The sequence below is a fragment of the Streptomyces sp. NPDC033178 genome, from assembly GCF_055577685.1.
In genome coordinates this window covers 82223-103518 of record NZ_JBVIPT010000011.1, presented here as the reverse complement: position 1 = coordinate 103518, position 21296 = coordinate 82223, and the positions used below count along the sequence as shown (strand labels likewise).

Sequence of the window (21296 nt, the reverse complement as noted above, 5' to 3'; positions counted from 1 at the left end):
CGTCCGCGTGGGTGACCCCCGTACGCGCGGGCGCACGGGGGTCGGTCCGGGGCCGCCGGCTCAGACGGTATGGGCGTCTGCCGTGCGGGCGGACCCCTTCGCGTCGTCCGCCCCGGCGCCGCCGTCTCCCGCCACGTCCGCGAGGTCGCGGTGCCGGGTCTCCTTCGCCACGCCCACCGCGATCAGCGTCAGCACGACCGCCCCTATCACGTACAGGGAGATGGGCGTGGAGCTGTCGTAGTCCGCGAGGAGCGCGGTCGCGATGAGGGGTGCGGGCGCGCCCGCGGCGACCGACGCGAACTGCGCGCCGATCGAGGCGCCGGAGTAGCGCATGCGGGTCGCGAACATCTCGGAGAAGAAGGCGGCCTGCGGCGCGTACATCGCCCCGTGCAGGACCAGGCCCACGGTCACGGCGAGGATCAGGTTCCCGAAACTCCCGGTGTCGATGAGCGAGAAGAACGGGAACATCCAGAGACCGATACCGGCCGCGCCCAGCAGATACACCGGCCGACGGCCCACGCGGTCGGACAGGGCGCCCCACAGCGGGATGACCGCGAAGTGGACGGCGGAGGCGATGAGCACCGCGTTCAGCGCGGTCTGCTTGGACAGACCGGCCGAGGTCGTGGCGTACACGAGGATGAAGGCGGTGATCACGTAGTAGCTGATGTTCTCCGCCATGCGCGCGCCCATGGCGATCAGGACGTCCCGCCAGTGGTGGCGGAGCACGGACACCAGCGGCAGCTTCTCGGCGGCCCCGTCCCGGGTCGCCTTGCGCGCCTCTGCCTGGGCGAGGGCCGCCTTGAAGACAGGAGATTCATCGACAGACAGACGAATCCACAAACCGACGATCACCAGCACACCCGACAGCAGGAACGGAATGCGCCAGCCCCATGAGGTGAAGGCGGCGTCCGACAGCACGGCGGTCAGCAGCGACAGCACGCCCGTCGCCAGCAACTGCCCGGCGGGCGCCCCGGTCTGCGGCCACGAGGCCCAGAACCCGCGCCGCCGCGCGTCCCCGTGCTCCGACACGAGCAGCACCGCGCCGCCCCACTCCCCGCCCAGCGCGAAGCCCTGCACCAGGCGCAGCACGGTCAGCAGCACCGGCGCCGCCGTACCCACCGTCGCGTGCGTGGGCAGCAGCCCGATCGCGAAGGTCGCCCCACCCATCAGCAGCAGACTCAGCACCAGCAGCTTCTTGCGCCCGAGCCGGTCGCCGTAGTGCCCGAAGACAAGCGCCCCGAGCGGCCGCGCGGCAAATCCCACCGCGTACGTCAGGAACGACAGCAACGTGCCGACGAGCGGGTCTGAGTCCGGGAAGAACAGCTTGTTGAAGACGAGCGCGGCGGCGGATCCGTACAGGAAGAAGTCGTACCACTCGATGGTGGTGCCGATGAGACTCGCGGCGACGATGCGCTTGAGGCTGGCGGGGGGTGGGGGAGCGGTTGCTGCGGAGGCCATGTGCACCACTTCCGGACAGTTGCGGGGACGTGTACGTGTCGGCACAACCTAGAAAGGCGCATGTTCGCGGCACATGTGGTGGGACACCATAGTTCGGCGGCCCAGTGTGCGTGTTGCCTCCACGTCTGCGTCCCGGAGCCGGGACCCGCTGCTCGGTCGACCGCAGGCGTCAGGGCCCAGGGCTCACGGCCCGGGGTTCACACCTCACGCCAACCTCGCATAGACGATGAGGTTGTTCACCGGGTGGCCCTCGGCGTCGAAGTCGCCGTCGCAGGTGACCAGGCGCAGGGCGCGGTCCTTCGTCGGGCCGTACACCTTCTCGGTGGGGAAGGAGTCCTTGCTCACGCTTTCGGTGTCCGTGACCGTGAAGTGCGCCGATTCGCCGCGGCCGTTGGTGACGGTGATGTCCGCGCCCTTGGTGATCTTCTTGAGGTCGTGGAAGACGGCCTTGCCGAAGCGGGTGTCGTTGTGGCCGATGATCACGGCGGGACCGACCTCACCGGGCACGGAGCCGCCGATGTACCAGCCGGCGGTCATGCCCTTCTCGGGAGGAGGGACCTCGACGGTTCCGTCCGTGTTGCGACCGAGCTCCATCAGGGAACTGGTGATCCCGATCGAGGGGATGGCGACTTCGGTGGGGACGGCCGACTGCGTGGCCTCCGGAGCGCCCGGCGAGGCGGTACCGGCGGCGGCAGGTGTGTTCGGGGACGCCGGGGCGGGCTTGTCCGGGGCGGACGAACAGCCGGTGAGCACGGTGAGGACCACGGGCACGACGAGGGCGAGACGGGCAAGAGCCGGCAGGGTGCCGAAGCGCTGTACCGGATGAGGTGCAGGTGACACTACGAACTCCAGAGCAGAAGCAAGGGACTGAACGACCAACAGGGCCAGGCGCATACGCGGTGGCGCCGCCCGGAGAAGGGCGGCGCCACTGTTGTGCCCGGTGGGGCCGTGCCGAGTGTCAGCCGTTGCGGCGTCCGGCCGCGCGGCGGTGCAGGACGACGGTGCCGGCGCCCGCGAGCAGCAGAGCGCCGGTGGCCGAACCGACGAGGTTGGTGGTGCCGGAGTCTTCGGCCGGGGCCTCGCCCGCGGCGACGCCGCCCTTGGGAAGGTCCTTGGCGGCGGCGGCCTTCCTGGCTTCGTGCTCCTTCGCCCTCTTGGCGTCCTCGGCCTTCTTTTCGGCCGCGGTCTTGTCTTCTCCTGTGACCGCGCTCGGCGTGGGGGTCGGGTCGTCGGCGACGGCCGCGCCGACCGGGACGAGCATCGCGCCGGTCGCGACGGCGGTCAGAACGGCGAAACGCAGGGTGAGTTGGCGGGACATGTATCGCTCCAGTTCCAGCCCGGCCTTGGTGGTACCTGGTTGGCGAGCCGCACCAGGTTCCGGGCATGGCCCCACACTTGCGCCCACTTGTGAAGAAGCTGTCAGAAGCTCATGGTCATCGCATCAGGGCTGCCCAGGGGTCTCCCCGGCCCCCTGAATTCCGCCGTCCTTCCCAGTCACTTCGGTCCGTTCTCCGGTCCGGTGGAGGCTGTCTCGTCACGCGTGGCAGGCAGCCACAAGGTGAACACCGAGCCCTCTCCCTCCGTGCTCACCACGCTCGCCGTGCCACCGTGCGCCTCGGCGAGCTTGAGGACGATCGCCAGGCCGAGGCCGCTGCCGCCGGTGCTCCGGTTGCGGGACTTCTCCGCCCGCCAGAAGCGGTCGAACACATGGGGGACATCGCCCGCGGGGATGCCGCTGCCGGTGTCGGCCACCTCCACGGCCACCTCGTCCCCGGAGTCGGTGACGTACGAGCGCAGCGTCACCCTGCCACCGGACGGTGTGTGGCGTACGGCGTTGGAGACCAGGTTGCTCACCGCCTGTCGCAGCCGGACGGGGTCGGCGTCGAGCAGCGGCGGTCGAGGGGCGTCGGGCGGCGCCGCGGAGACCGCCAGGGTGACACCCGCCGTCTCGGCCAGACCCTGGTGTGCCGCGGCGACCTGGCCGAGCAGGTCGTCCACGCGTACCGGTTCCAGGTGCAGCCGCAGCGCGCCCGCGTCGGCCGCGCCCAGGTCCTGGAGATCGTTGACGATGTGCTGGAGCTGTACCGCCTCCTCGTGCAGCGAGGAGACGAACGCCGGGTCCGGTTCGGCGAGACCGTCCTGTGCCGCCTCCAGCCAGCCACGGATATTGCTCAGCGGGGTACGCAGTTCATGGGCGACGTCGCTGACCATCACCTTGCGCTGCTCCTCCAGCCGGGCCCGGTGCGCGGCCATGTCGTTGAAGGCCGCCGCCAGCCGTCCGATCTCGTTGTCCGAGCCGACCGGTACGGGCGCCGAGTCCATGCCGTCCCGCATCCGCTGGGCGGCTCCGGTGAGCGCGTGCAACGGGCGTACGAGCCGGGCCCCGGCGATCACCGAGGCGCCGACGGTGAGGGCGAGGACCAGGGCCGTGACCCCGGCGATGCGCGCGGTGTTGGCCGGTGAGAGATCGAAACCGGGCACGCCGGCGGTCTCGGTGCTGTCGATGAACAGCAGTGCCGGCGCGGCGACATAGGACGTGAGCTGCTCGCGGCGGGCGCTGCCGACGCAGGCGGCTATGGCCCGGTCGTGCTTGCTGCTGTGAGCCGCGGGCACGCGCCCGTCGTCGGTCGCCCGCTCCTTGGTCGCCCTCGCCAGCGCCGCCTTCGCCTCGACCGCCTTCTGCTCCGCGGCCCGCTGCTGGGCGGCCGCCTCCTCCCTGGTGAGGCCGGTCGTGGGCAGCGCGACCGGCAGGCCGGTGTCCGTTCCTCCGGACCCGTATCCCCGGTCCCAGGACAGGTCCAGGTTCAGTTTCACGCCCGTGCGGCCCTGCCGTTTCAGACAGGCGTCGGTCAGTTGGTTGAGCGCGCGCAGGGCCTTCTTCTCGGTCGGTGTGGGACCGGCCGCGTAGGACGTCAGGCACTTCAGTTCCATGGAGCGGTCGGTCTCACTGCTCACGAACTGGACGCGAGACCGCCCGCTCGGGCTCTCGACGACGTCCGCGGCGATGCCCGCCGCGCCGAGGCACTCCGCGCTGTCGGCGCTGGCCTTCCGCAGGAGCGTACGTTCCTTCGCGGGCAGCAGGAACGGCCCCACCGCGCGCGGATCGACGCGGTCCTCGCCCGCGGAGGCGGTGTCGGGCACGAGCACGGTGTCGACGGACAGCGGGTCGACGACCGCCGAGGCCTGCGGTGGCAGCGGGGCGGCGGACGAGGTGCCGGAGGTGCCGTTCGAGTCGTCGGAGGAGTCGAAGAGCGGGCGCTTGTCCTGGGTGGTCAGCACGATCCGGCGCTGGGACTGCCGGGCCAGTTCGCGCACGGTACCGTCGACGCCCTCCCAGCCCGGGTGGGTCGCCGCGTACCCCAGCAGGGTGTTGTAGATCTCGGCATCGGCGCTGAGGTTCTGGCCCTGCTCCTGGCGGATCGCGCCGGAGGTCGTCTGCACGGCGAGCCAGGCGGTGGCGGCGACCGAGCACGAGGCCACCAGCGCCGACACGGTCAGCAGTCGCCCGAGCAGGCTCTTGCGGAGTGGCAGCCGCGCCCGCTCGTCACGACGACGCACGGCGCACGTTCTTCGCGTTGGTCCTCGTAATGGTCCTCGCGGGATCCGTCAGCTTGTAGCCGACGCCGAAGACGGTGAGCAGCCGGTCCGGCCGCCGGGGGGCGCGCTCGATCTTCTTGCGCAGGTTCATGACGTGCACGTCGACGGTGCGGCCGCTGATGTACTTGTCGAAGCCGTGCAGTTCCTCCAGGAGCCGCTGCCGGGTGAAGACCCGGTCGGGCTCCGCCGCCATCGCGGCCAGGATGCGGAACTCGCCGGGCGTGCACACGACCGGCGTCCCCCCGACCGACACCTCGTGCCGGTCCGGATCGACTCTGAGCGCGCCCACCGACAGCGCCTTGTCCCCGGAGCCGGGCGCGGGGTCGGGGGCGGCTGGGGCGGACCCGTCGGAGCTCCGGTTGCGGCGCAGGAGCGTACGCACCCGGGCCACCAGCTCACGCGGACTGAACGGCTTGGTCACGTAGTCGTCGGCACCGAGGTCGAGGCCGAGCAGCAGATCGTCCTCGGTACTGCGGGCCGTCAGCATCATCACCAGCACTTCGCGGCCCTCGGCGCGCAGAATCCGTACCACGTCGAGGCCGTCTGCCCGGGGCATCATCACATCGAGGACGAGCAGGTCCGGTTCCCGGTGCCGGACCTGCTCAAGAGCCGTACGGCCGTCCTCCACCACCGTGACCGTGTGTCCCTCGTGCTCCAGATAACGGCGCACCAGTTCGGCCTGCTTCGTGTCGTCTTCCGCGACCATGATGTTTGCGCACACGCCGGAGAGCGTAACGAGCGTGGAGCCGGGGACGGTGGCAAGTGACCTTTTGAGGCGGGGAGTTCAGGCCACCGCCGTGAAGCCGGACCGCTCCGGAGCCGTCGCGGCGACGCCCCGCCGTCCGACGGTCGGCAGGTGCTCCCCGGGCGGCTTCCCATACGTCCACAGGCTCGCGCGCCCGGCCTGACCACGGCCCTCCTGCGGGCAGAGGACCGGGCGGGCGCTGTCGGGCGGGCACGGGACTCGTACGAACCCACAGGACTCGGTGGCGGATGCTGTTGCCGCCCCGGGAGAAGCCAGTGCCGTCGGTTTGGCGCGCACATGCGCAGAAACCGCGGGATGCTGAGGGGAGCGCTGCCCATGACCTGACGAGCAGTGGTGGTGAGCGCCATGGCTGGGCTGGAGGAGAACGGTCCGGAACCGACCACGTCGTGCGCCGATCCCCAAGGAGACCCGTTCCTGCACACGCGGTTCGTGATACCGACCCGTCCCGCGACGTTTCTGAGACGGGAGCGGCTGGTCAGGCACCTCGACCAGGCTCTGCGGACGCCGTTGACCATGGTCAGCGGGGCCGCGGGGGCGGGCAAGACCCTGCTGGCCGCCGACTGGGCCGCGCGAGGGGACCGGCCCGTGGCCTGGCTCACCAACGACGCCACCGCCCAGGGCTGCGGCATGTTCTGGGCGTACTTCCTCCAGGCACTGAGCGCCTCCGGTGTGCACCCGCCCGCCGAGGTCGGCTCCCCAGCTGACGCGAGCCGCGTGGACCAGACCCTGCTCACGCGCCTCGCCGCGGGCCTGAGCGACCGGGACCGGCCCGTGATCGTGGTGCTCGACGAGTACGACCGTGTGACGGCGCCGGAGATCGCGGAGCAGCTGGAGTTCGTCCTGCACCACGCGGGACAGGGCATGCGCCTGATCCTCGTCACCCGCACCGAGCCCCTGCTGCCACTGCACCGCTACCGGGCGGTCGGCGACATGACCGAGATCAGGGCGGCGGAGCTGGCCTTCACCCCCGAGGAGGCGGCCGAACTGCTGGAACGGCACGGGCTGCGCGTGCCGCTGTCCGCCGCGCGGGCCCTCGTGGAGCGCACCCGGGGATGGGCCGCCGGACTGCGGCTGTGTGCCCTGGCCGCGCAGGAGAGCCCGGATCCGGAGACGTATCTCAAGGAGTTCGAGGTCGATCGCACGACGGTGGCCGACTTCCTGCTTGCGGAGGTGCTCAAGCGGCAGAGCCCCGAGGCGCAGGACCTCCTGCTGAGGGTCAGCGTCCTCGACCGCTTCGGTCCCGAGTTGGCGAACGCGCTGACCGGGCGAACCGATGCCGAGTCCGTCCTGGCCGGGCTGCACCGCGAGAACGCGTTCGTCGAGTACCTCGGGCACGCCCGGTACCGGCTCCACCCGCTGTTCCGGGAGATCCTCCATGCCCATCTGCGGATGCGCTCTCCCGGTCTGGAGCCCGAACTCCACCGACGGGCCGCGGCCTGGCTGCGGGATTCCGGATCCCTCGCCGAGACGCTCGGCCACGGCGCCGCCGCGGGCGACTGGGAGTTCACCGCCGGCGCCCTCGTCGACGACCTCGCCATCGGCCAGCTCTTCACCGGTCTCCGCTCGGACCATCTTGCCGAGCTGTTCTCGGGGATGGGCCCCGAGGCCACGGGCCCCGCCACGGATCTCGTCCGGGCGGCCCGTGAACTGGCGCGGAGCGACCTCGACCATGGCCTGACCCACTTGCGGCATGCCGAGCAGAGCCTGGCGGCGGAAGAGGGGGTCCCGGCCGGGGACGGCCCAGCCGGCCTCGCGGCGGCACGGTTGAGCTGCGCTCTGCTGGAAGCGCTGGCGGCCCGGCTGACCGGTTCGCCCGCAAGGGCGGAGACGGCGGCGGAGACGGCCGTGGAACTCCAGCAGGAGGTGCCCGCCCAGCTCCTCGACGCGCACCCCGAACTCGCCGCCCTCCTGTCGACCCATCTCGGCTCGACACGGCTGTGGGCCGGGCGCTTCGAGGACGCACGTGACGCACTGAGCACGGCGGTCGCCTGCTCCGGAGGAGCCTCGACGGCGCTTCCGCGCGAGGAGTCCCTCGGCCATCTGGCCCTGATCGACTATCTGAACGGCTGGCCCGGCAGGGCGGAGCGCAAGGCCCTGGCGGCGACCACCGAGACCGAGCGGTTCAGCCTGAGGGAGGAGTCCGGCTCCGGCGTCGAGCTGCTCGTCCTGGCCGCCGTGGCCGTCGACCGCAACGAACTCGACCGCGCCCAGGCCCTCCTCGACGCGGTGGCCGACTCCCGTCACGCGATGCGGGACCCGGTGATGCGGGCGGGACGGGCCCTCGCCACCGCGTGGCTGCTCCTGGCCCGCGGTGAAACGCACGCAGCCCTCGAAGCGGCGGAACCCGCCGTCTCCGCCGACGTGGTCTCACCCTGGTCGGAGGCGCACACGGCACTGGTGACCTCGGCCGCACACCTGGCCGAGGGCCGGCCGCGGACTGCCGCCGAGCTGCTGCAGGAGGTGCCCGGCGACCAGCCGGCGTGTGTCGTGGGGGCCGCACGGGCCCAGCTCGCCGCGGGCCGGCCCGTCGAGGCGCTCGATCTGCTCGACCGGGTGCGCCCCGAGGGCCGTACGGGTCCCGCGGTGACCGTCCGGGCCTCGCTGGTGCGGGCCCAGGCCGCGGACCGCGCGGGGGACTCCGCCACCGCGCGCAGACTCGTCGCCCATGCCCTGCACGAGGCACGGCGCGAACGGCTGCGGCGCCCCTTCCTCGAAGCCGGACCGTGGATCCGGCCCCTGCTCGGCACGGTGTCGCTGCGCGGGCTGTCCGAGGGCTGGCTCACCCCCGGACCGCCGCCGGGCGACGCGCCGCGGGCCCGCCCTGGAGACCAGCCGCCGGCACCGGTCGTGGAGGAGCTGAGCGGACGCGAGCACGACGTGCTGGAACGGCTCGCGCAGATGATGTCGACGGAGGAGATCGCCGCCGATCTGTATGTGTCGGTGAACACGGTCAAGACCCACCTCAAGAGCGTCTACCGCAAGCTGGCGGTGAACCGGCGCCACGACGCGGTGCACCGGGCGCGCGAGCTGGGGCTGCTGTGAGCGCGGGGATGCGTCTCCAAGGCCTGGCCGGCCGGGGGCTTTCACGGGGTGCCCGGCTCGCCCGTGCGGGGTGAGGCGCGGGGCGGCTTCTTCGGGTGCGATGGGGGTGGCGGCAGGGCATCGGCCGGCCGCTGCCCGGTCGACTTGGCCGGGTCCCGGGGCGACTCGGCGAGGTGGGCACCTTGAGGCACTGGCGGGCGCTGATGGTCCTGGGCACGGCCCAGTTCCTGATGGTCCTGGACACCTCCGTCATGAACGTGTCCATCAGCCAACTGGTGGAGGACTTCGACACCGAGGTCACCGCGATCCAGGCCGTCATCACGCTGTACGCGCTGGTCATGGCCGCTTTCATGATCATCGGAGGCCGGCTCGGAGACATCTTCGGACGCCGTCGCCTGTTCCTGTTCGGGCTCGCCGTCTACGCCACGGGATCGGCCCTGACCGCCGCGGCCCCGACCCTGTGGGTCCTCGCGCTGGGCTGGTCGGTCATCGAAGGACTCGGCGCCGCGCTGGTGCTGCCCGCCATGGCGGCCCTCGTGGCCGAGGCCTACCGAGGGCGGGACAGGGCGGTCGCGTACGGCGTCATCGGCGGACTCGCCGGAGCCGGAATCGCGGTCGGGCCGCTGCTGGGCGGCTGGGTGACGACGTACCTCACCTGGCGGCTGGTGTTCGCCGGTGAGGTCGTGGTCGTCCTGGTCGTGCTCTGCTTCCACCGGGCGATCACGGAAGAACCCAGGACCGGTCCGAGCCCCCGCCTGGACGGGGTCGGCGCCGCACTCTCGGCGACCGGGCTCGCGCTCGGCGTCCTCGGTGTGCTGCAGAGCGGCTCGTGGGGCTGGGTGCAGCCCCGCAACCCGCCCTTCACCGTCCTGGGCTTCGCGCCGACGCTGTTCGTCGTCGCCGCGGGGATCGCCGTGCTGGCCTTCTTCCATCACTGGGAGAGGCGGCGGGAGGCCCGCGGTGACGAGCCCCTCGTACACCTGCCCCTGCTGCGCAAGCCCCCGCTGCGATCCGGCCTGATGGCCCTGCTGAGCCAGAACCTCATCCTGCTGGGCCTGTTCTTCACCATCCCGCTGTACCTGCAGGTGGTTCAGGGGTTCAACGCCTTCCAGACGGGGCTGCGGCTGCTCCCGGTGTCCATCACCATGCTCGCCGCCTCCATGATCGCCGCCCGGCTCGGGCGGGCGGCCGGACCGCGCCGGGTGGTCCGACTGGCCCTGCTGACCCTCATCGGCGCCATCGTGTGGCTGCTGGCCACCATCGATCCCGTCATCGACGACGCGCAGTTCGCCGGAGCCATGGCCGTGCTGGGCGTGGGCATGGGCCTGCTCGCCTCGCAGCTGGGCAACGTCGTCCAGTCCAGCGTGGGCGAGGGGGAACGCAGCGAGGCCGGCGGCCTGCAGTTCACTGCCCAGAACCTGGGCTCCGCACTGGGCACCGCCCTCATCGGATCACTGCTCATCGGGGCCCTGGCCCACGCCTTCACCACACAGGTGGACAAGAACCCGCAGCTGTCGGAGGAGGCCCGCCAGCAGACCGGTGTCGCCCTCGAAGCCGGCATCACCTTCGTGCCCACCGACCAGGTGCGCTCGGCCGCCGAACGCGCCGGGCTGCCGCCGTCCGAGGTCGACGCCCTCGGTGACTCGTACGCCTCGGCGCAGCTCGACGGCCTGAAGGCGGCGATCCTCGCCACCGGCGGAATCACACTCGCCAGCTTCCTGGTCACGCGGCATCTGCCGACCCGGGGAACAGGCCGTCCGAAGCAACCCGACACCGGCGCGCCCGCCGGGGCGACCGGGTCGACCGGCTGACCGATCGACTCCGGCCGGCCGACTTCGAGGGAGGCCGCGATGTCCGAGGCCGAGCACACCGCGGCCCGAGCGCGCAGCGCCGAGCACCGCGCCCGTGCCGACTACACAGGCGGCGTCTACGGATCCATGCTCGCCGCCTCGGTGATCGTCGGCGCCGGTTCCCTGGGCGAGTTCCCCCGTCTGGAACTGGTGCTGCTGCTGTTGCTCACCGGCGTGGCGTTCTGGATCGCGCATGTGCACGCCCAGCTGTTCGGGGCCCGTCTGGCGGAGCTCGGTCTCGACCGCCGGACCGTGCTGCGTGCGTGCCGTGACGAGTGGCCCATCGTCAAGGCGGCCGTCCCTCCTGCCGTCGCCCTCGCCGTCAGCCCCCTCCTGGGCCTCGACCTGTCGGGCTCCCTGTGGCTGGCCCTCTCGGTCGCCGTGGCGGGCCAGGTGGGCTGGTCGGCGGCCGCGGCACGGCGGGCCGGGGCCTCGTGGCGCCTGGTGGCCGCCACCGCCACGGTGAACCTGCTGCTCGGGCTGCTGATCATCGCGTTCAAGATCTACCTGACGCATTGACGGCGTCGAGGCGGGAGGGCCCGCGCCGGGGAGCATCGACGCAGGTGAAGCGCGTGCCGGGCGGCGTATCACCTCTACGGGGTGAGGCCGGGCGGCCCGCCGGGGCGGAGGATCGCACCGTAAGGCCGCAGCCCGCCTGCCCCAGGCCACCCGCGGGAGAGCAGCTCATGCGCTACGAGATCCGCGTCGACGGACACATGTCGGAGACGCTGACGAGTGCCTTCCCGGAGCTGGATCACGTGATGATGTCCGGCCACACGGTCCTGTACGGCTCCGTGATCGACGAGGCACACCTGTACGGCCTGCTGGCCCGTTGCCGCTCGCTGGGGCTACGGGTCCTGGAGATGCGCCAGTTGCCGGAGTGACACGGGGTTCGGCTGCGTACGACGATCGGCGCGGACCGGCTGCGTACGACGATCCGCCCTGTACGACGATCCGCACCCGTACGACGATCCGCACGAGCAGCAGCGGTCACAGGCTTTCCGCCCGGATCCTGCCGGACTTGGCGGCGGCGCCGAGTGCCTCGAAGTCCCGCTCGTTCTGGTCGGCGTAGGCCTGGGCGAACTCGGCGAGCGCTCGGTCGAACCGGTCGCTGCCGCCCAGGTAGGCGGCGATGGCCACCGGATCGCCCGAGCGGGCGTGTGCCCGAGCCAGACAGGCCCCGCACAACTGCGCGAACAGACGGAGCATGCCGGGGTCCATGGTGTCCGGCCGCGCGATGCCCTTCCAGTCCTTCAGCTGGCGTACGTAGAAGTCGCGCTCGCGCCCGTCGAGGCCCACGACATGGGTCCAGCCCAGGAAGATGTCACTGGTCGTCTGGATCAGCCGCTGTCCGGCCACCACCCGGCGGCCCTGGTTGTCGTAACGGTCGCCGCCCGTGTGGGCGGCGAGAACCGACTCCTGCGCCTCCTTGGCCTGCAGGAGCAGCGGGTCGGAGTCGTCCCTGCCGAGGAGGAGCACGATCCAGCAGCGCGTACCGACACTGCCGACACCCACCACCTTCCGGGCCATGTCGGCCAGGTGGTAGTGGCGCAGCAGGTGCCGGCGCTCGGACGACAGGGTCCGCTTGTACCCCTCCAGCACGTTCTGGAGCTCCTTCTCCTCGTCGCCCTCGGAGGAGTCCGCCAGCAGGTCACGGAACGGAGTGATCAGCGGCGGGTCAGGTGCGATCCGCCGGCCCTCGGCCGTGATCCGCGTGAGTTTCGCGAAGGCCTGGAGCTGGGTGCGCGTACGGGCCCGCGTCGTCGCCTCGGCGGTACGGCGCCTGGTCTTCTTGTCCATCGACGAGGCCTGCAGTTCCCGCAGCCGGTCGGCGTCGTCCTGGGCATACCAGATGTCCAGGGTGCCCATGCCGGCGAACGTCCGCATCCGCTGCCGGTAGGCCCGCACGCAGGCCCGTACCGCGCCGTTCTGCTCCTTGACCGAGAAGCCGTTGGCCCGCCCGGCGATCGCGAAGCTCGCCGCCAGCCGCTTCACGTCCCATTCGAACGGCCCGGCGAGGGTCTCGTCGAAGTCGTTGATGTCGAAGACGAGATGACGTTCGGGCGAGGCCAGCAGCCGGAAGTTGAGCAGGTGCGCGTCTCCGCAGAGCTGGGCCGTCAGGCCGGTGTTCGGGGCGGGTCCGAGGTCCGTCGCCATGATCGACGCCGCACCCCGGTAGAAGCGGAACGGGGATTCGAGCATGCGGCCGTAGCGGATGGGCACCAACCCGGGCAGCCGGGTGGCCGACTGACGCTCTATCACCTCGATGGGGTCGGGTCGTTCCTTGCCCGCCTCGAACCAGCCGTGGCACGAACGCGAGGCGCGCGTACGCGCGTCCCTTCCGTACGCGGCCCGCTCGGCCGGTGTCAGGGACGCTGTGAATGCGCTCGGTACGGCCATCACTCACACCTCCTGTGCGCTGTTCCTGTGCCGGGGAGTCCTACTCCGGCGGTGGCTCCCGGCCCTGCCTCCGCAGACCCGCCCGGACCGCGCCCGCGAGCACCCGGGCGGCGACGCCCACGAGCATCAGCCCGCCGGCCATCTGAAGCATCGTCACCACGCGTCCCGTCTGGGACCGGGCCACGATGTCGCCGAACCCGACGGTGGTGAACGTGGTCAGGGTGGAGTACAGCGCGTCGGTCCTGGTCAACGGTTCACTGAAGGACCCCGGGGAGGAACGCTCCATCAGGTAGTAGACGCAGGCGAACAGCACCAGATACAGCGCCAGCGTGGCGGACAGTGCCTCGACGGCCTTCAGACGGGGCGAGGGCGAGTGCACGATGGCCCGCACCTCCCACAGGAAGACCAGGACGACCGCCAGCAGTCCGCAGGTGAGCAGCGCCGCGGTGCGGGCCGTGCCACGCCCGTCCAGGGGCAGCAGGTAGTACGCGGTGACGAGACCCACCGTGAGGCACACGGCTCGCACGACGGGCACGGCCGTCTCCCGCCGCCCCGGACCCGGTCGTCTCCGGTACGCCGCCCGCTCGGACCGGGCGGACTCCGTCGGGGCGGCCACGGGATCGTTGCGGGCAGCCGCTCGATCATCCATCTCGTGTCTCTTCGTCCTGGCGCGCCGCACGTCGGCGCGTCTCCTCCCGCCCCCACCTCATCGCTCCGGCGGCCCGCACGGATCACCCGCCGGGGGTGACCCGGCGGCCGACGACGGGCGGGACCCTGGCCCTGCGATCCCCCCCCGTGTGCCGCCTCGTCGGCGGTCCGGGAGCGACCCTCTCGATCGCGCGAGGAGGAACCATGACCGTGTCGCGTGATCCGGAACCGGGCACCGGACCGGCACACATGCCCGACGGGGCGGCCCATGCGTCCGGCGGGCCGGACCACATGCCCTACGGAGGCCCCGTCCCTGCCGCCGACCCCGCGGCCGTGCTGGCGAAACTCGGGCGCTCCTGGACGTGGGTTCTGGGCTCGGCGATCTCCACGCTGGTGCCGGGCATCCTGATCCTGGTCTGGCCGAGCGGGACCCTGCACGTGGTGGCGGTCCTCCTCGGTCTGTATCTGCTCGTGACCGGGGCGTTCCGGTTCGTCGAGACCTTCGCCAGGGAAGAGCACGGCGAACGGCTGCCCGGGCTGCTCCTCGCCGTGCTGTACGTCCTCGGCGGGGTGCTGTGCCTGCGGAACCCGCTGCAGACCATCGCCGCGCTCTCACTGATCGTCGGGATCGTCTGGGTGGTGTCCGGCATTCTCACCCTCTACACGGCCATCGCCGCCCGGGACCTGCCCCACCGGGGCTTCGTCCTCGGCATCGCGGTGATCGGCATCGTCGCGGGGATCGTGGTGCTGGCCCTGCCCTCCGAGTCCGCCCGGGCACTGACCCGCCTGCTCGGACTGTGGCTCGTCCTGCTCGGCCTGGCCGAGGTGGCTCTCGCCCTGGCTTGGCGCGCCGCACTCCGCAGGGCGGGAGTCACCGGGCCGCACGACCCCGCCCGGACCGCCTGAGTCCGCGCCCGGTCAGTGCGAGACCCCGCTCGACGCGGCTGCGGACCGTTTGCGTACGTCCCGGGGCGCGGTGCCCCGGCGGATGGTGCGGTCCGCCGCCGAGAACGGCACGCCTCACCGAGGAGGAGCCATGGCCTCGGGCAAGACCCCCGGATCGTCCGGTTCCGGCGAACCGCCCCGCTCGGGCGCGCACGCGGAGTCCGGTCACACCCTGACCGCAGAGGAACGCGCGGAGTACGAGCGGCTGCGCCGGGCCGCGGGCGCGTCGTAGCCCTGATCACGGCTCTGAGCGCCCATCTGTACGGACCCGGGCGTGCGGCACGCGGCGTGCGGCGCAGTGCTCGCCGCAGCCCCCGCACCCGCTCCGGCCACCGACGAACCGGGACGCGCGGTCCCGTGAGACGTGCCGGGCGCCGCATCCCCTCGATCCGTTCCCTCACCCGCCTCGGGTGAGGCCGCCCGGGCTTTGTCGTGTGCAGGCTGGACGCGACAGACAACGGCCGGCGGTCGAACGCCGGGGACGGAGGAGAGACATGAGCGGGCCTACGTACCTCGCGTACGACTATCCCCTGCTGAGCGTCTTCTGGTCCATGCTGGTGTTCTTCGTGTGGATCATGTGGTTCGTTCTGCTCTTCCGGATCGTCGTCGACATCTTCCGTGACGACGACATGAGCGGCGGGGGCAAGGCCGGCTGGCTGGTGTTCGTCATCCTCCTGCCGTTCCTGGGTGTCTTCGTCTACGTGATCGCCCGTGGCAGGAACATGGGCCGCCGCGAGGCCGCGCAGGCACGGGCACAGCAGGAGGCCTTCGCGAGCTACGTCCGGGAGACCGCCAAGGGCGGCGACGGCAGGCCCAGCAGCGTCGACGAACTCGCCAAGCTGTCCGAGATCCGCGGCCGCGGCGACATCACGGACGAGGAGTTCCGCAGGGCGAAGAAACTGGTCCTGAGCGGCCACGGCCCGTCGGAACGCGCGGGCAGCAGCGCCTCCGGGAGCTGACGGCACTCGCACCGGCCGAGAACACCGCACGAGACTGAAACGAGGCAGCACGATGACCGCCACACACACCACGCACCACCCGCAGACGGCCCATCGGCCGTGGGCCGAAGGCCTGACGGTTTTCGCAGCCGTCATGCTCATGATCGCAGGCGTACTCGACATCTTCCGGGGCATCATGGGGATCGCCGAGGACGACGTCTTCGTCACGACACGCGACTACGTCTTCGCGTACGACCTCACCGGCTGGGGCTGGATCCACCTCATCCTGGGCGCCGTCGCCGTGATCATCAGCCTCGGCCTCTTCCAGGCGTCGTTGTGGGCGCGCGTCGCGGGCGTCACCATCGCCGGATTCATCATCATCGCCAACTTCCTCTCCCTGCCGTACTCGCCGGTCTGGTCGATCGTGATGATCGCCTTCTCGGGGTTCATCATCTGGGCGCTGTGCGTGGTCCGGAAGGACGACTCCGACGAGTTCGGACGCTCATGAGTCCGTGAGCTCCAAAGCGTCATGAGCAGGCTCATATAGGCTGCACGCTCTGTCCGTTGCAGCCCGTACCACCTTCCCCAGGAGAGCCGCTCAGTGACCGTGGAGATCGCTCAGCCCGCACCGGCCGTCCAGTCCGCCGACGACACGCACGGAGAAGCAACGCCCGCGGACGAGGCCTTCTGGGAGGAGCCCGGAGCGCCGGGCGACGGGGATGCGGCCGGCTCCGCGCACGGCATCGTGGCGCAGGGCACCGCGAAGGACGTGGTGACTCAGGGCACCGTGAACGACGTGGCGACGCAGAGCACTTCGACCGACGTGGTGGCCCAGGACGCCCGGGACTTCGGGGCGTACGTCCGGGCCGGCGGCTGGGCCTTCGCGCTGAAGGTCGCCCGCAGCGTGCGGCCCGGCGGGGAGGCCGCGGGGGAGACGGCGAAGATCTCCGCGAAGGACTTCGCCGAGCTGGCCGGATGCTCGCCGGAGCGGGTCATGCGCTACTACAAGGCGTGGGACAAGGCGGCCGACGACGGTCTCGTCCCCTACTTCGAGGCGCTGGCCCCGGGCCAGGACGTGGAACTGCCGGACTCCGACGTGTGGCACTCGTACTACATCTCCCGTTCCAGTGCCGCCTCCGACCGCGGCACCGCCATCGCCGCGGCGGCCGAGGCCGAGGGCATCAGGCCGACCAAGGCCCTGGAGGTCGCCGAGAACCCCACCGCGCTGCGCGCCGCGATCCTCGCCGACCCCTCCACCGCCCAGGCCGCCCGTGCCGCGCTCCTGGACCGGCTCAAGGAAGACCCGGCCCTGCAGACCGAGTTGGCGCGTGACATCGCCCGTACCGACGATCTGAAGAAGGCGGTCGCCACCGAGACGCAGGCGGCCAGCCGGATCGGCTATGTCCGGCAGATCGTCGAGAACGGCCAGGTCAAGACCCCCGCAGGGCAGACGATCGAGGCAACCTCCGAGCTGCGCGCGGAGGCCGAGCGGCACCTGTCCCTCATCGACGAACTCGACGAGGGCGAGGACACCGGCGAGTGGGCCTCCGACGCCTACGACACCGTGAAGGATCTCGTAGCCCAGACCGTCCAGGCCGACCCCGAACTCCGCCTCCAGGAGCGCCGGACGAAGTTCTACAGCAGCCTGCAGAAGGCGACGAAGGTCTTCGAGGAGCTGACCTTCGACGACGTGGACGACCTCGACACCATCTACGAGGACGACATGCTCCAGCGCCTGGAGGAACTCCAGCAGGCCGTCGGCATGTGCATCACGGCCCTTCGGAAGGCGGCTCCCGCGAACTGAGCGAGCGTCTCGCGCTGGACCTACGGCCTCGGTGGCCGCCCCGAAGGAGGGGCGGCCACCGAGGCCGTTTTCGCGCCGCGGGTGTGACCGTGCGGCCCGTACCGTTCACTGACTCGGTCGAACCAGCCGCTCCTCCGGGATCACCGCCACGCCGAGGATCTCGATCATCGCCTCGGGCTGCCACAGGGCGGTGCAGCCGATACCCGCCATCGCCGGGTACACGGGCCCGGCGAGTTCGCGCCAGACCCTGCCGATCTCCTTGCCGTGTGCCTGGTAGTCGGGGATGTCGGTGAGGTAGATCGTCACGCTGACCAGGTCCTCCGGCAGGCCGCCCACCTCCCGGAGCGTCGTCAGTACGTTGCCGAACGCCTGGCGGAACTGCTCGACGATGCCTCCGGGAACGATCTTCATATCGGCGTCGAGGGCGGTCTGCCCGCCGAGATGCAGGGTGTTCCCCGCCAGGGTTCCGTGGGAGTAGCCACTGGGTGTCGGCAGGGCAGCCGGGTTCACGGGGATGTGCTTCATGCGGCCTCCGGTTCGAGGTCGGTCGCGGTCCGATCCGACGATCCGTACAGTGGCATGTATTGACAGTAAATGACGGTCGTGAAAAAAACGAGATAGCGCGAACGTGACTGAACGCGAACGTGACTGAAGTCGTCTGAACCGAAGTCGTTTGAGCCGTCACGACTGGAACGGAGCCCCCTCCATGGAGCCCGACCTCAGCAAATACCGCCTTGAGGGCGACAACTCGATGTACCGGCTGCCCAGCGGGCTCGTCGCGCCCGTCGTGACCCGCGCCGGTTCCGAGAACGCGAACACCGCGGACTCCGGTGGGGCCGTTCGTGTCTCGGGCGTCAGCGCCCAGCACACCCCGGCCCGACGGCTCTGGTTCGGCAAGGTCAGCAACGAACCCGGCTACCGCTCCGTCACCCACCACCACGGCGAGGCGGAGACGGGCGGCTACGTCCTGTCGGGCCGGGCCCGCATCTACTTCGGCGAGAAGTTCGAGGACTACGTCGACATGGGGGAGGGCGACTGGGTCTTCGTGCCGCCGTTCATGCCGCACATCGAGTGCAACCTCTCGCGCAACAAGCCCCTGACGTGGATGACCACCCGGACACCGGAGAACATCGTCGTCAACCTGCCCGACATCGCGGACGCCGACCTGCGGGATTGGCTGGACCGATGACGACCGGGACACCGCCCACCTCGGAGATCTTCACCGCGGCCGTCGCGCTGACACCGGCCGAGCCCGAGCACTTCGACATCGCCTTCACCGCCGTCACCCAACCCTGTCCCTGGCCCAAGGCCTACGGCGGAGACCTGGTCGCCCAGGCCGCCGCCGCGGCCATGCGGTCGGTGACCGACGGCAAGACCCTGCACTCCATGCACAGTTACTTCCTGCGCCCGGCCGACATCGGGGCGAGCGTGCGCTACGAGGTGGAGGTGCTGCGCGACGGCCGCGGCTACAGCACCCGGCAGGTACGCGGCTACCAGAACGGCAAGACCCTCTACGTCTGCCTCGCCAACTTCGCCGCGGGGGAGCCCGGCCAGACCTTCGAGGCCGAACTCCCGCAACTCGCCGAGGACTTGCCCGACCCCGAGGGGCTGCCCAGTTCGGCGGCGTATCTCGCCGGGCTCAGCGGCGGTTCCATGACCGAGGAGTCGAAGGCCTACTGGTCCGGCGGCCGCGGCTTCGACATGCGGCACGTGCCCGGCCCGGTCTACCTCACCGTCGAGGGCAAGAAGGTCCCCCAACAGGCCGTCTGGCTCAAGCCGTTCGACCAGCTCCGGCCCGTCGAGGGGCTCACCGACGCCCAACGGGACCTGGCCGCGCTGGCGTACGTCTGCGACTACACGATCCTCGAACCCGTACTGCGCGTACTCGACCTGCCCTGGGCCAAACCCGGGCTCGTCACCGCCAGCCTCGACCACGCCATGTGGTTCCACCGCCCCGAACCCGTCGGTGACTGGCTCCTCTACCTCCAGGAAGCCGGCGCCGCCGACGCGGGCCGCGGTCTCGGCTCGGGTCGCTTCTTCACCCGCGACCACCGTCACCTGGCCACCGTCGTCCAGGAGGGCATGATCCGCCCCACCTGACCCGCCGCCTCCACCGGTGGGCTCCCGGAAGGACTCCCGCGTTGACTCCTCCGTCGCCTCTCCCGATATCCGCGATCTCCGCGCACCTGGACACCTTCACGCGCGATCACCTGCCTCCCGCGCACCTGTGGCCGACTATCGAGTTCAGCACACCGGAGCTGCGGTACCCGGACCGGCTCAACGCCGCCGCCGAGCTCATCGACATCCCCGTATCGACGTTCGGAGCCGACCGTCCGGCACTGCGCACTCCGACAGGGGAGAGCTGCTCCTACGGCGAGTTGCAGACCCGGACCAACCAGGTCGCCCAGGTGCTCACCGAGGACCTGGGGCTGGTCCCCGGACAGCGGGTCCTGTTGCGGTCTCCCAACAACCCCTGGGCGGTGGCGAGTTGGCTCGGCGTGCTCAAGGCCGGGGGAGTGGTCGTCACCGTCATGGCCGCGCTGCGCGCCCGCGAGATCGCCCCCATCGTCGAGCGGACGCGCCCCTCCGTAGCGCTGGTGGACCAGCGGTTCGCCGAGGACGTGCACGCCGTCAGGGAGGCGCAAGACGCGCGTGCCGAACGGGACGCGGCGTCGCCGGCGCTGACGGTCGTGGAGTTCGGCGGCACCGGCCCGGACGACCTCGTGGCGCGGGCCGGTACCAAGTCCGGCGAGTTCACCGCCGTGGACACCGCCGCCGACGACGTGGCGCTCCTCGCGCCGACGTCCGGCAGCACGGGTGTCCCGAAGATCACCATGCACTTCCACCGCGACATCCTGTCCATCGACAACACCTTCGGCCGCCATGTGCTGCGCCTGCTCCCCGACGACCTGGTCGCCTGCAGCGCCCCCTTCGCCTTCACCTTCGGTCTCGGCATGCTCGTCGTCTTCCCGCTGCGGGCCGGCGCCTGCGCCCTGCTGACCGAGGCCGCCACACCGCTCCAACTCGCCCAGTACGTCGATGAGTTGGGCGTCACCGTGCTCGCGACAGCCCCCACGGCGTACCAGGCGATCCTGCGGGAGGGGCAGGAACAGCGGCTCGCCGGACTGCGGGTCGGGGTGTCGGCCGGTGAACACATACCCCGGGCCGTCTGGGAGCGGCTGCGGGACCGGCTCGGACTACGGATCGTCGACGGGATCGGCGCCACCGAGCTGCTGCACATCTTCCTCTCCGCCGCCGGTGACGACATCAGGCCCGGAGCCACCGGGAAGCCGGTGCCGGGCTACCGCGCCACCATCCTCGGCCCGGACGGCTCGGAGCTCGGACCCGGCGAGCCGGGACGGCTCGGCGTCATCGGCCCGGTCGGCTGCCGCTACCTCGACGACGAACGCCAGAAGGACTACACCGTGGACGGCTGGAACGTCACCGGCGATGTCTTCCACCGGGACGAGGACGGCTACTTCCACTACCACGCCCGCGGCGACAGCATGATCGTCTCTTCGGGCTACAACATCGGCGGGCCCGAGGTCGAGGCCGCCGTGGACACCCATCCGGATGTGCTGGAGTCGGCCGTCGTCGGGAAGCCCGACGCGCAACGCGGCTTCGTCGTCTGCGCGTTCGTCGTGCTCCGCGAGGGCGTGCTGGGTGATGCCGCCAAGGCCAGGGAGATCCAGGACCACGTCAAACAGGTCATCGCTCCCTACAAGTACCCGCGTGACGTGCGGTTCTGCGACGCGCTGCCCCGCAACGCCAGCGGCAAGCTGCAGCGGTTCGCGCTCCGCAGGATCGTCGAGGACGAGCAGGCCGCCACGGCCGCCGTCGAGCAGTGA

The 21296-nt window shown here is 71.1% G+C and carries 20 protein-coding genes; 12 read left to right on the top strand and 8 right to left on the bottom strand.

The annotated features are described in order from the left end of the window. Nucleotides 1-60 precede the first annotated feature (60 nt). The 5 genes from ACZ5VQ_RS26435 to ACZ5VQ_RS26415 all read right to left on the bottom strand — a co-directional run bounded on the left by ACZ5VQ_RS26435 (nucleotide 61) and on the right by ACZ5VQ_RS26415 (nucleotide 5761). Nucleotides 61-1458, bottom strand: coding sequence for an MFS transporter (locus ACZ5VQ_RS26435; protein WP_469107041.1), 1398 nt, complete (start codon nucleotides 1456-1458; stop codon nucleotides 61-63). A gap of 204 nt (nucleotides 1459-1662) precedes the next feature. Next, nucleotides 1663-2298, bottom strand: coding sequence for a class F sortase (locus ACZ5VQ_RS26430; protein ID WP_469107040.1), 636 nt, complete (start codon nucleotides 2296-2298; stop codon nucleotides 1663-1665). 118 nt (nucleotides 2299-2416) lie between these two features. Beyond that, nucleotides 2417-2776, bottom strand: a complete 360-nt coding sequence (locus tag ACZ5VQ_RS26425; RefSeq protein ID WP_469107039.1) for a hypothetical protein — start codon at nucleotides 2774-2776, stop codon at nucleotides 2417-2419. A 176-nt stretch (nucleotides 2777-2952) separates the two neighbouring features. Continuing rightward, nucleotides 2953-5016 (bottom strand): sensor histidine kinase, encoded by a 2064-nt coding sequence (locus ACZ5VQ_RS26420; protein WP_469107038.1) that lies wholly within the window; start codon nucleotides 5014-5016, stop codon nucleotides 2953-2955. Then, nucleotides 5003-5761, bottom strand: a complete 759-nt coding sequence (locus tag ACZ5VQ_RS26415) for a response regulator transcription factor (protein ID WP_469107250.1) — start codon at nucleotides 5759-5761, stop codon at nucleotides 5003-5005. Before ACZ5VQ_RS26415 ends, ACZ5VQ_RS26420 begins: the two co-directional genes overlap by 14 nt. A 405-nt stretch (nucleotides 5762-6166) precedes the next feature. Here ACZ5VQ_RS26415 and ACZ5VQ_RS26410 point away from each other — a divergent pair, with 405 nt between their 5' ends. The 4 genes from ACZ5VQ_RS26410 (at nucleotide 6167) to ACZ5VQ_RS26395 (ending at nucleotide 11597) form a co-directional block, all read left to right on the top strand. Beyond that, the gene (locus ACZ5VQ_RS26410; RefSeq protein ID WP_469107037.1) at nucleotides 6167-8863 is read left to right on the top strand and encodes a winged helix-turn-helix domain-containing protein; all 2697 of its coding nucleotides are present in this window, start codon (nucleotides 6167-6169) and stop codon (nucleotides 8861-8863) included. A gap of 182 nt (nucleotides 8864-9045) precedes the next feature. Further along, nucleotides 9046-10674 (top strand): MFS transporter, encoded by a 1629-nt coding sequence (locus ACZ5VQ_RS26405; RefSeq protein ID WP_469107036.1) that lies wholly within the window; start codon nucleotides 9046-9048, stop codon nucleotides 10672-10674. Between the two features lie 39 nt (nucleotides 10675-10713). Further along, nucleotides 10714-11232, top strand: a complete 519-nt coding sequence (locus tag ACZ5VQ_RS26400) for a hypothetical protein (RefSeq protein ID WP_469107035.1) — start codon at nucleotides 10714-10716, stop codon at nucleotides 11230-11232. Nucleotides 11233-11399: 167 nt separating this feature from the next. Further along, a complete protein-coding gene (locus ACZ5VQ_RS26395; protein WP_055610405.1) occupies nucleotides 11400-11597 on the top strand; it encodes a hypothetical protein in 198 nt (65 codons plus the stop codon). A 106-nt stretch (nucleotides 11598-11703) separates the two neighbouring features. On the opposite strand, the gene ACZ5VQ_RS26390 is transcribed toward ACZ5VQ_RS26395, so the two are convergent. Both ACZ5VQ_RS26390 and ACZ5VQ_RS26385 read right to left on the bottom strand, forming a co-directional pair. Beyond that, on the bottom strand, nucleotides 11704-13113 hold the full coding sequence (locus tag ACZ5VQ_RS26390) for a DUF2252 domain-containing protein (protein WP_469107034.1): 1410 nt from the start codon (nucleotides 13111-13113) through the stop codon (nucleotides 11704-11706). Between the two features lie 40 nt (nucleotides 13114-13153). Beyond that, complete coding sequence (locus tag ACZ5VQ_RS26385; protein WP_469107249.1) at nucleotides 13154-13639, bottom strand: potassium channel family protein; 486 nt, start codon at nucleotides 13637-13639, stop codon at nucleotides 13154-13156. A 326-nt stretch (nucleotides 13640-13965) separates the two neighbouring features. On the opposite strand from ACZ5VQ_RS26385, the gene ACZ5VQ_RS26380 reads away from it, so the two are divergent. The 5 genes from ACZ5VQ_RS26380 (at nucleotide 13966) to ACZ5VQ_RS26360 (ending at nucleotide 17448) form a co-directional block, all read left to right on the top strand. Continuing rightward, entirely contained in the window at nucleotides 13966-14667 is a 702-nt protein-coding gene (locus ACZ5VQ_RS26380) for an HdeD family acid-resistance protein (protein WP_469107033.1), read from the top strand. 130 nt (nucleotides 14668-14797) lie between these two features. Further along, nucleotides 14798-14938: a hypothetical protein gene (locus ACZ5VQ_RS26375; RefSeq protein ID WP_469107032.1), complete on the top strand. Its 141-nt coding sequence runs from the start codon at nucleotides 14798-14800 to the stop codon at nucleotides 14936-14938. 262 nt (nucleotides 14939-15200) lie between these two features. Beyond that, a complete protein-coding gene (locus ACZ5VQ_RS26370; protein WP_469107031.1) occupies nucleotides 15201-15665 on the top strand; it encodes an SHOCT domain-containing protein in 465 nt (154 codons plus the stop codon). A gap of 52 nt (nucleotides 15666-15717) precedes the next feature. Beyond that, nucleotides 15718-16152 carry a DUF7144 family membrane protein gene (locus ACZ5VQ_RS26365; RefSeq protein WP_469107030.1) on the top strand — a complete coding sequence of 145 codons (435 nt, stop codon included), beginning with the start codon at nucleotides 15718-15720 and terminating at the stop codon, nucleotides 16150-16152. 279 nt (nucleotides 16153-16431) lie between these two features. Then, nucleotides 16432-17448, top strand: a complete 1017-nt coding sequence (locus ACZ5VQ_RS26360) for a hypothetical protein (protein WP_469107248.1) — start codon at nucleotides 16432-16434, stop codon at nucleotides 17446-17448. 105 nt (nucleotides 17449-17553) lie between these two features. Here the strand turns inward: ACZ5VQ_RS26360 and ACZ5VQ_RS26355 are convergent, their stop codons facing one another. Then, nucleotides 17554-17973: a RidA family protein gene (locus tag ACZ5VQ_RS26355; RefSeq protein ID WP_469107029.1), complete on the bottom strand. Its 420-nt coding sequence runs from the start codon at nucleotides 17971-17973 to the stop codon at nucleotides 17554-17556. A 181-nt stretch (nucleotides 17974-18154) separates the two neighbouring features. On the opposite strand from ACZ5VQ_RS26355, the gene ACZ5VQ_RS26350 reads away from it, so the two are divergent. From ACZ5VQ_RS26350 to ACZ5VQ_RS26340, 3 genes are read left to right on the top strand one after another with little or no spacing between them, the layout of a single operon-like run. Beyond that, nucleotides 18155-18637, top strand: coding sequence for a cupin domain-containing protein (locus tag ACZ5VQ_RS26350; protein WP_362069016.1), 483 nt, complete (start codon nucleotides 18155-18157; stop codon nucleotides 18635-18637). Then, nucleotides 18634-19548 carry an acyl-CoA thioesterase gene (locus ACZ5VQ_RS26345; protein ID WP_469107028.1) on the top strand — a complete coding sequence of 305 codons (915 nt, stop codon included), beginning with the start codon at nucleotides 18634-18636 and terminating at the stop codon, nucleotides 19546-19548. The genes ACZ5VQ_RS26350 and ACZ5VQ_RS26345 overlap by 4 nt, the downstream gene beginning before the upstream one ends. A 41-nt stretch (nucleotides 19549-19589) precedes the next feature. Further along, the gene (locus ACZ5VQ_RS26340) at nucleotides 19590-21296 is read left to right on the top strand and encodes an AMP-binding protein (RefSeq protein ID WP_469107027.1); all 1707 of its coding nucleotides are present in this window, start codon (nucleotides 19590-19592) and stop codon (nucleotides 21294-21296) included.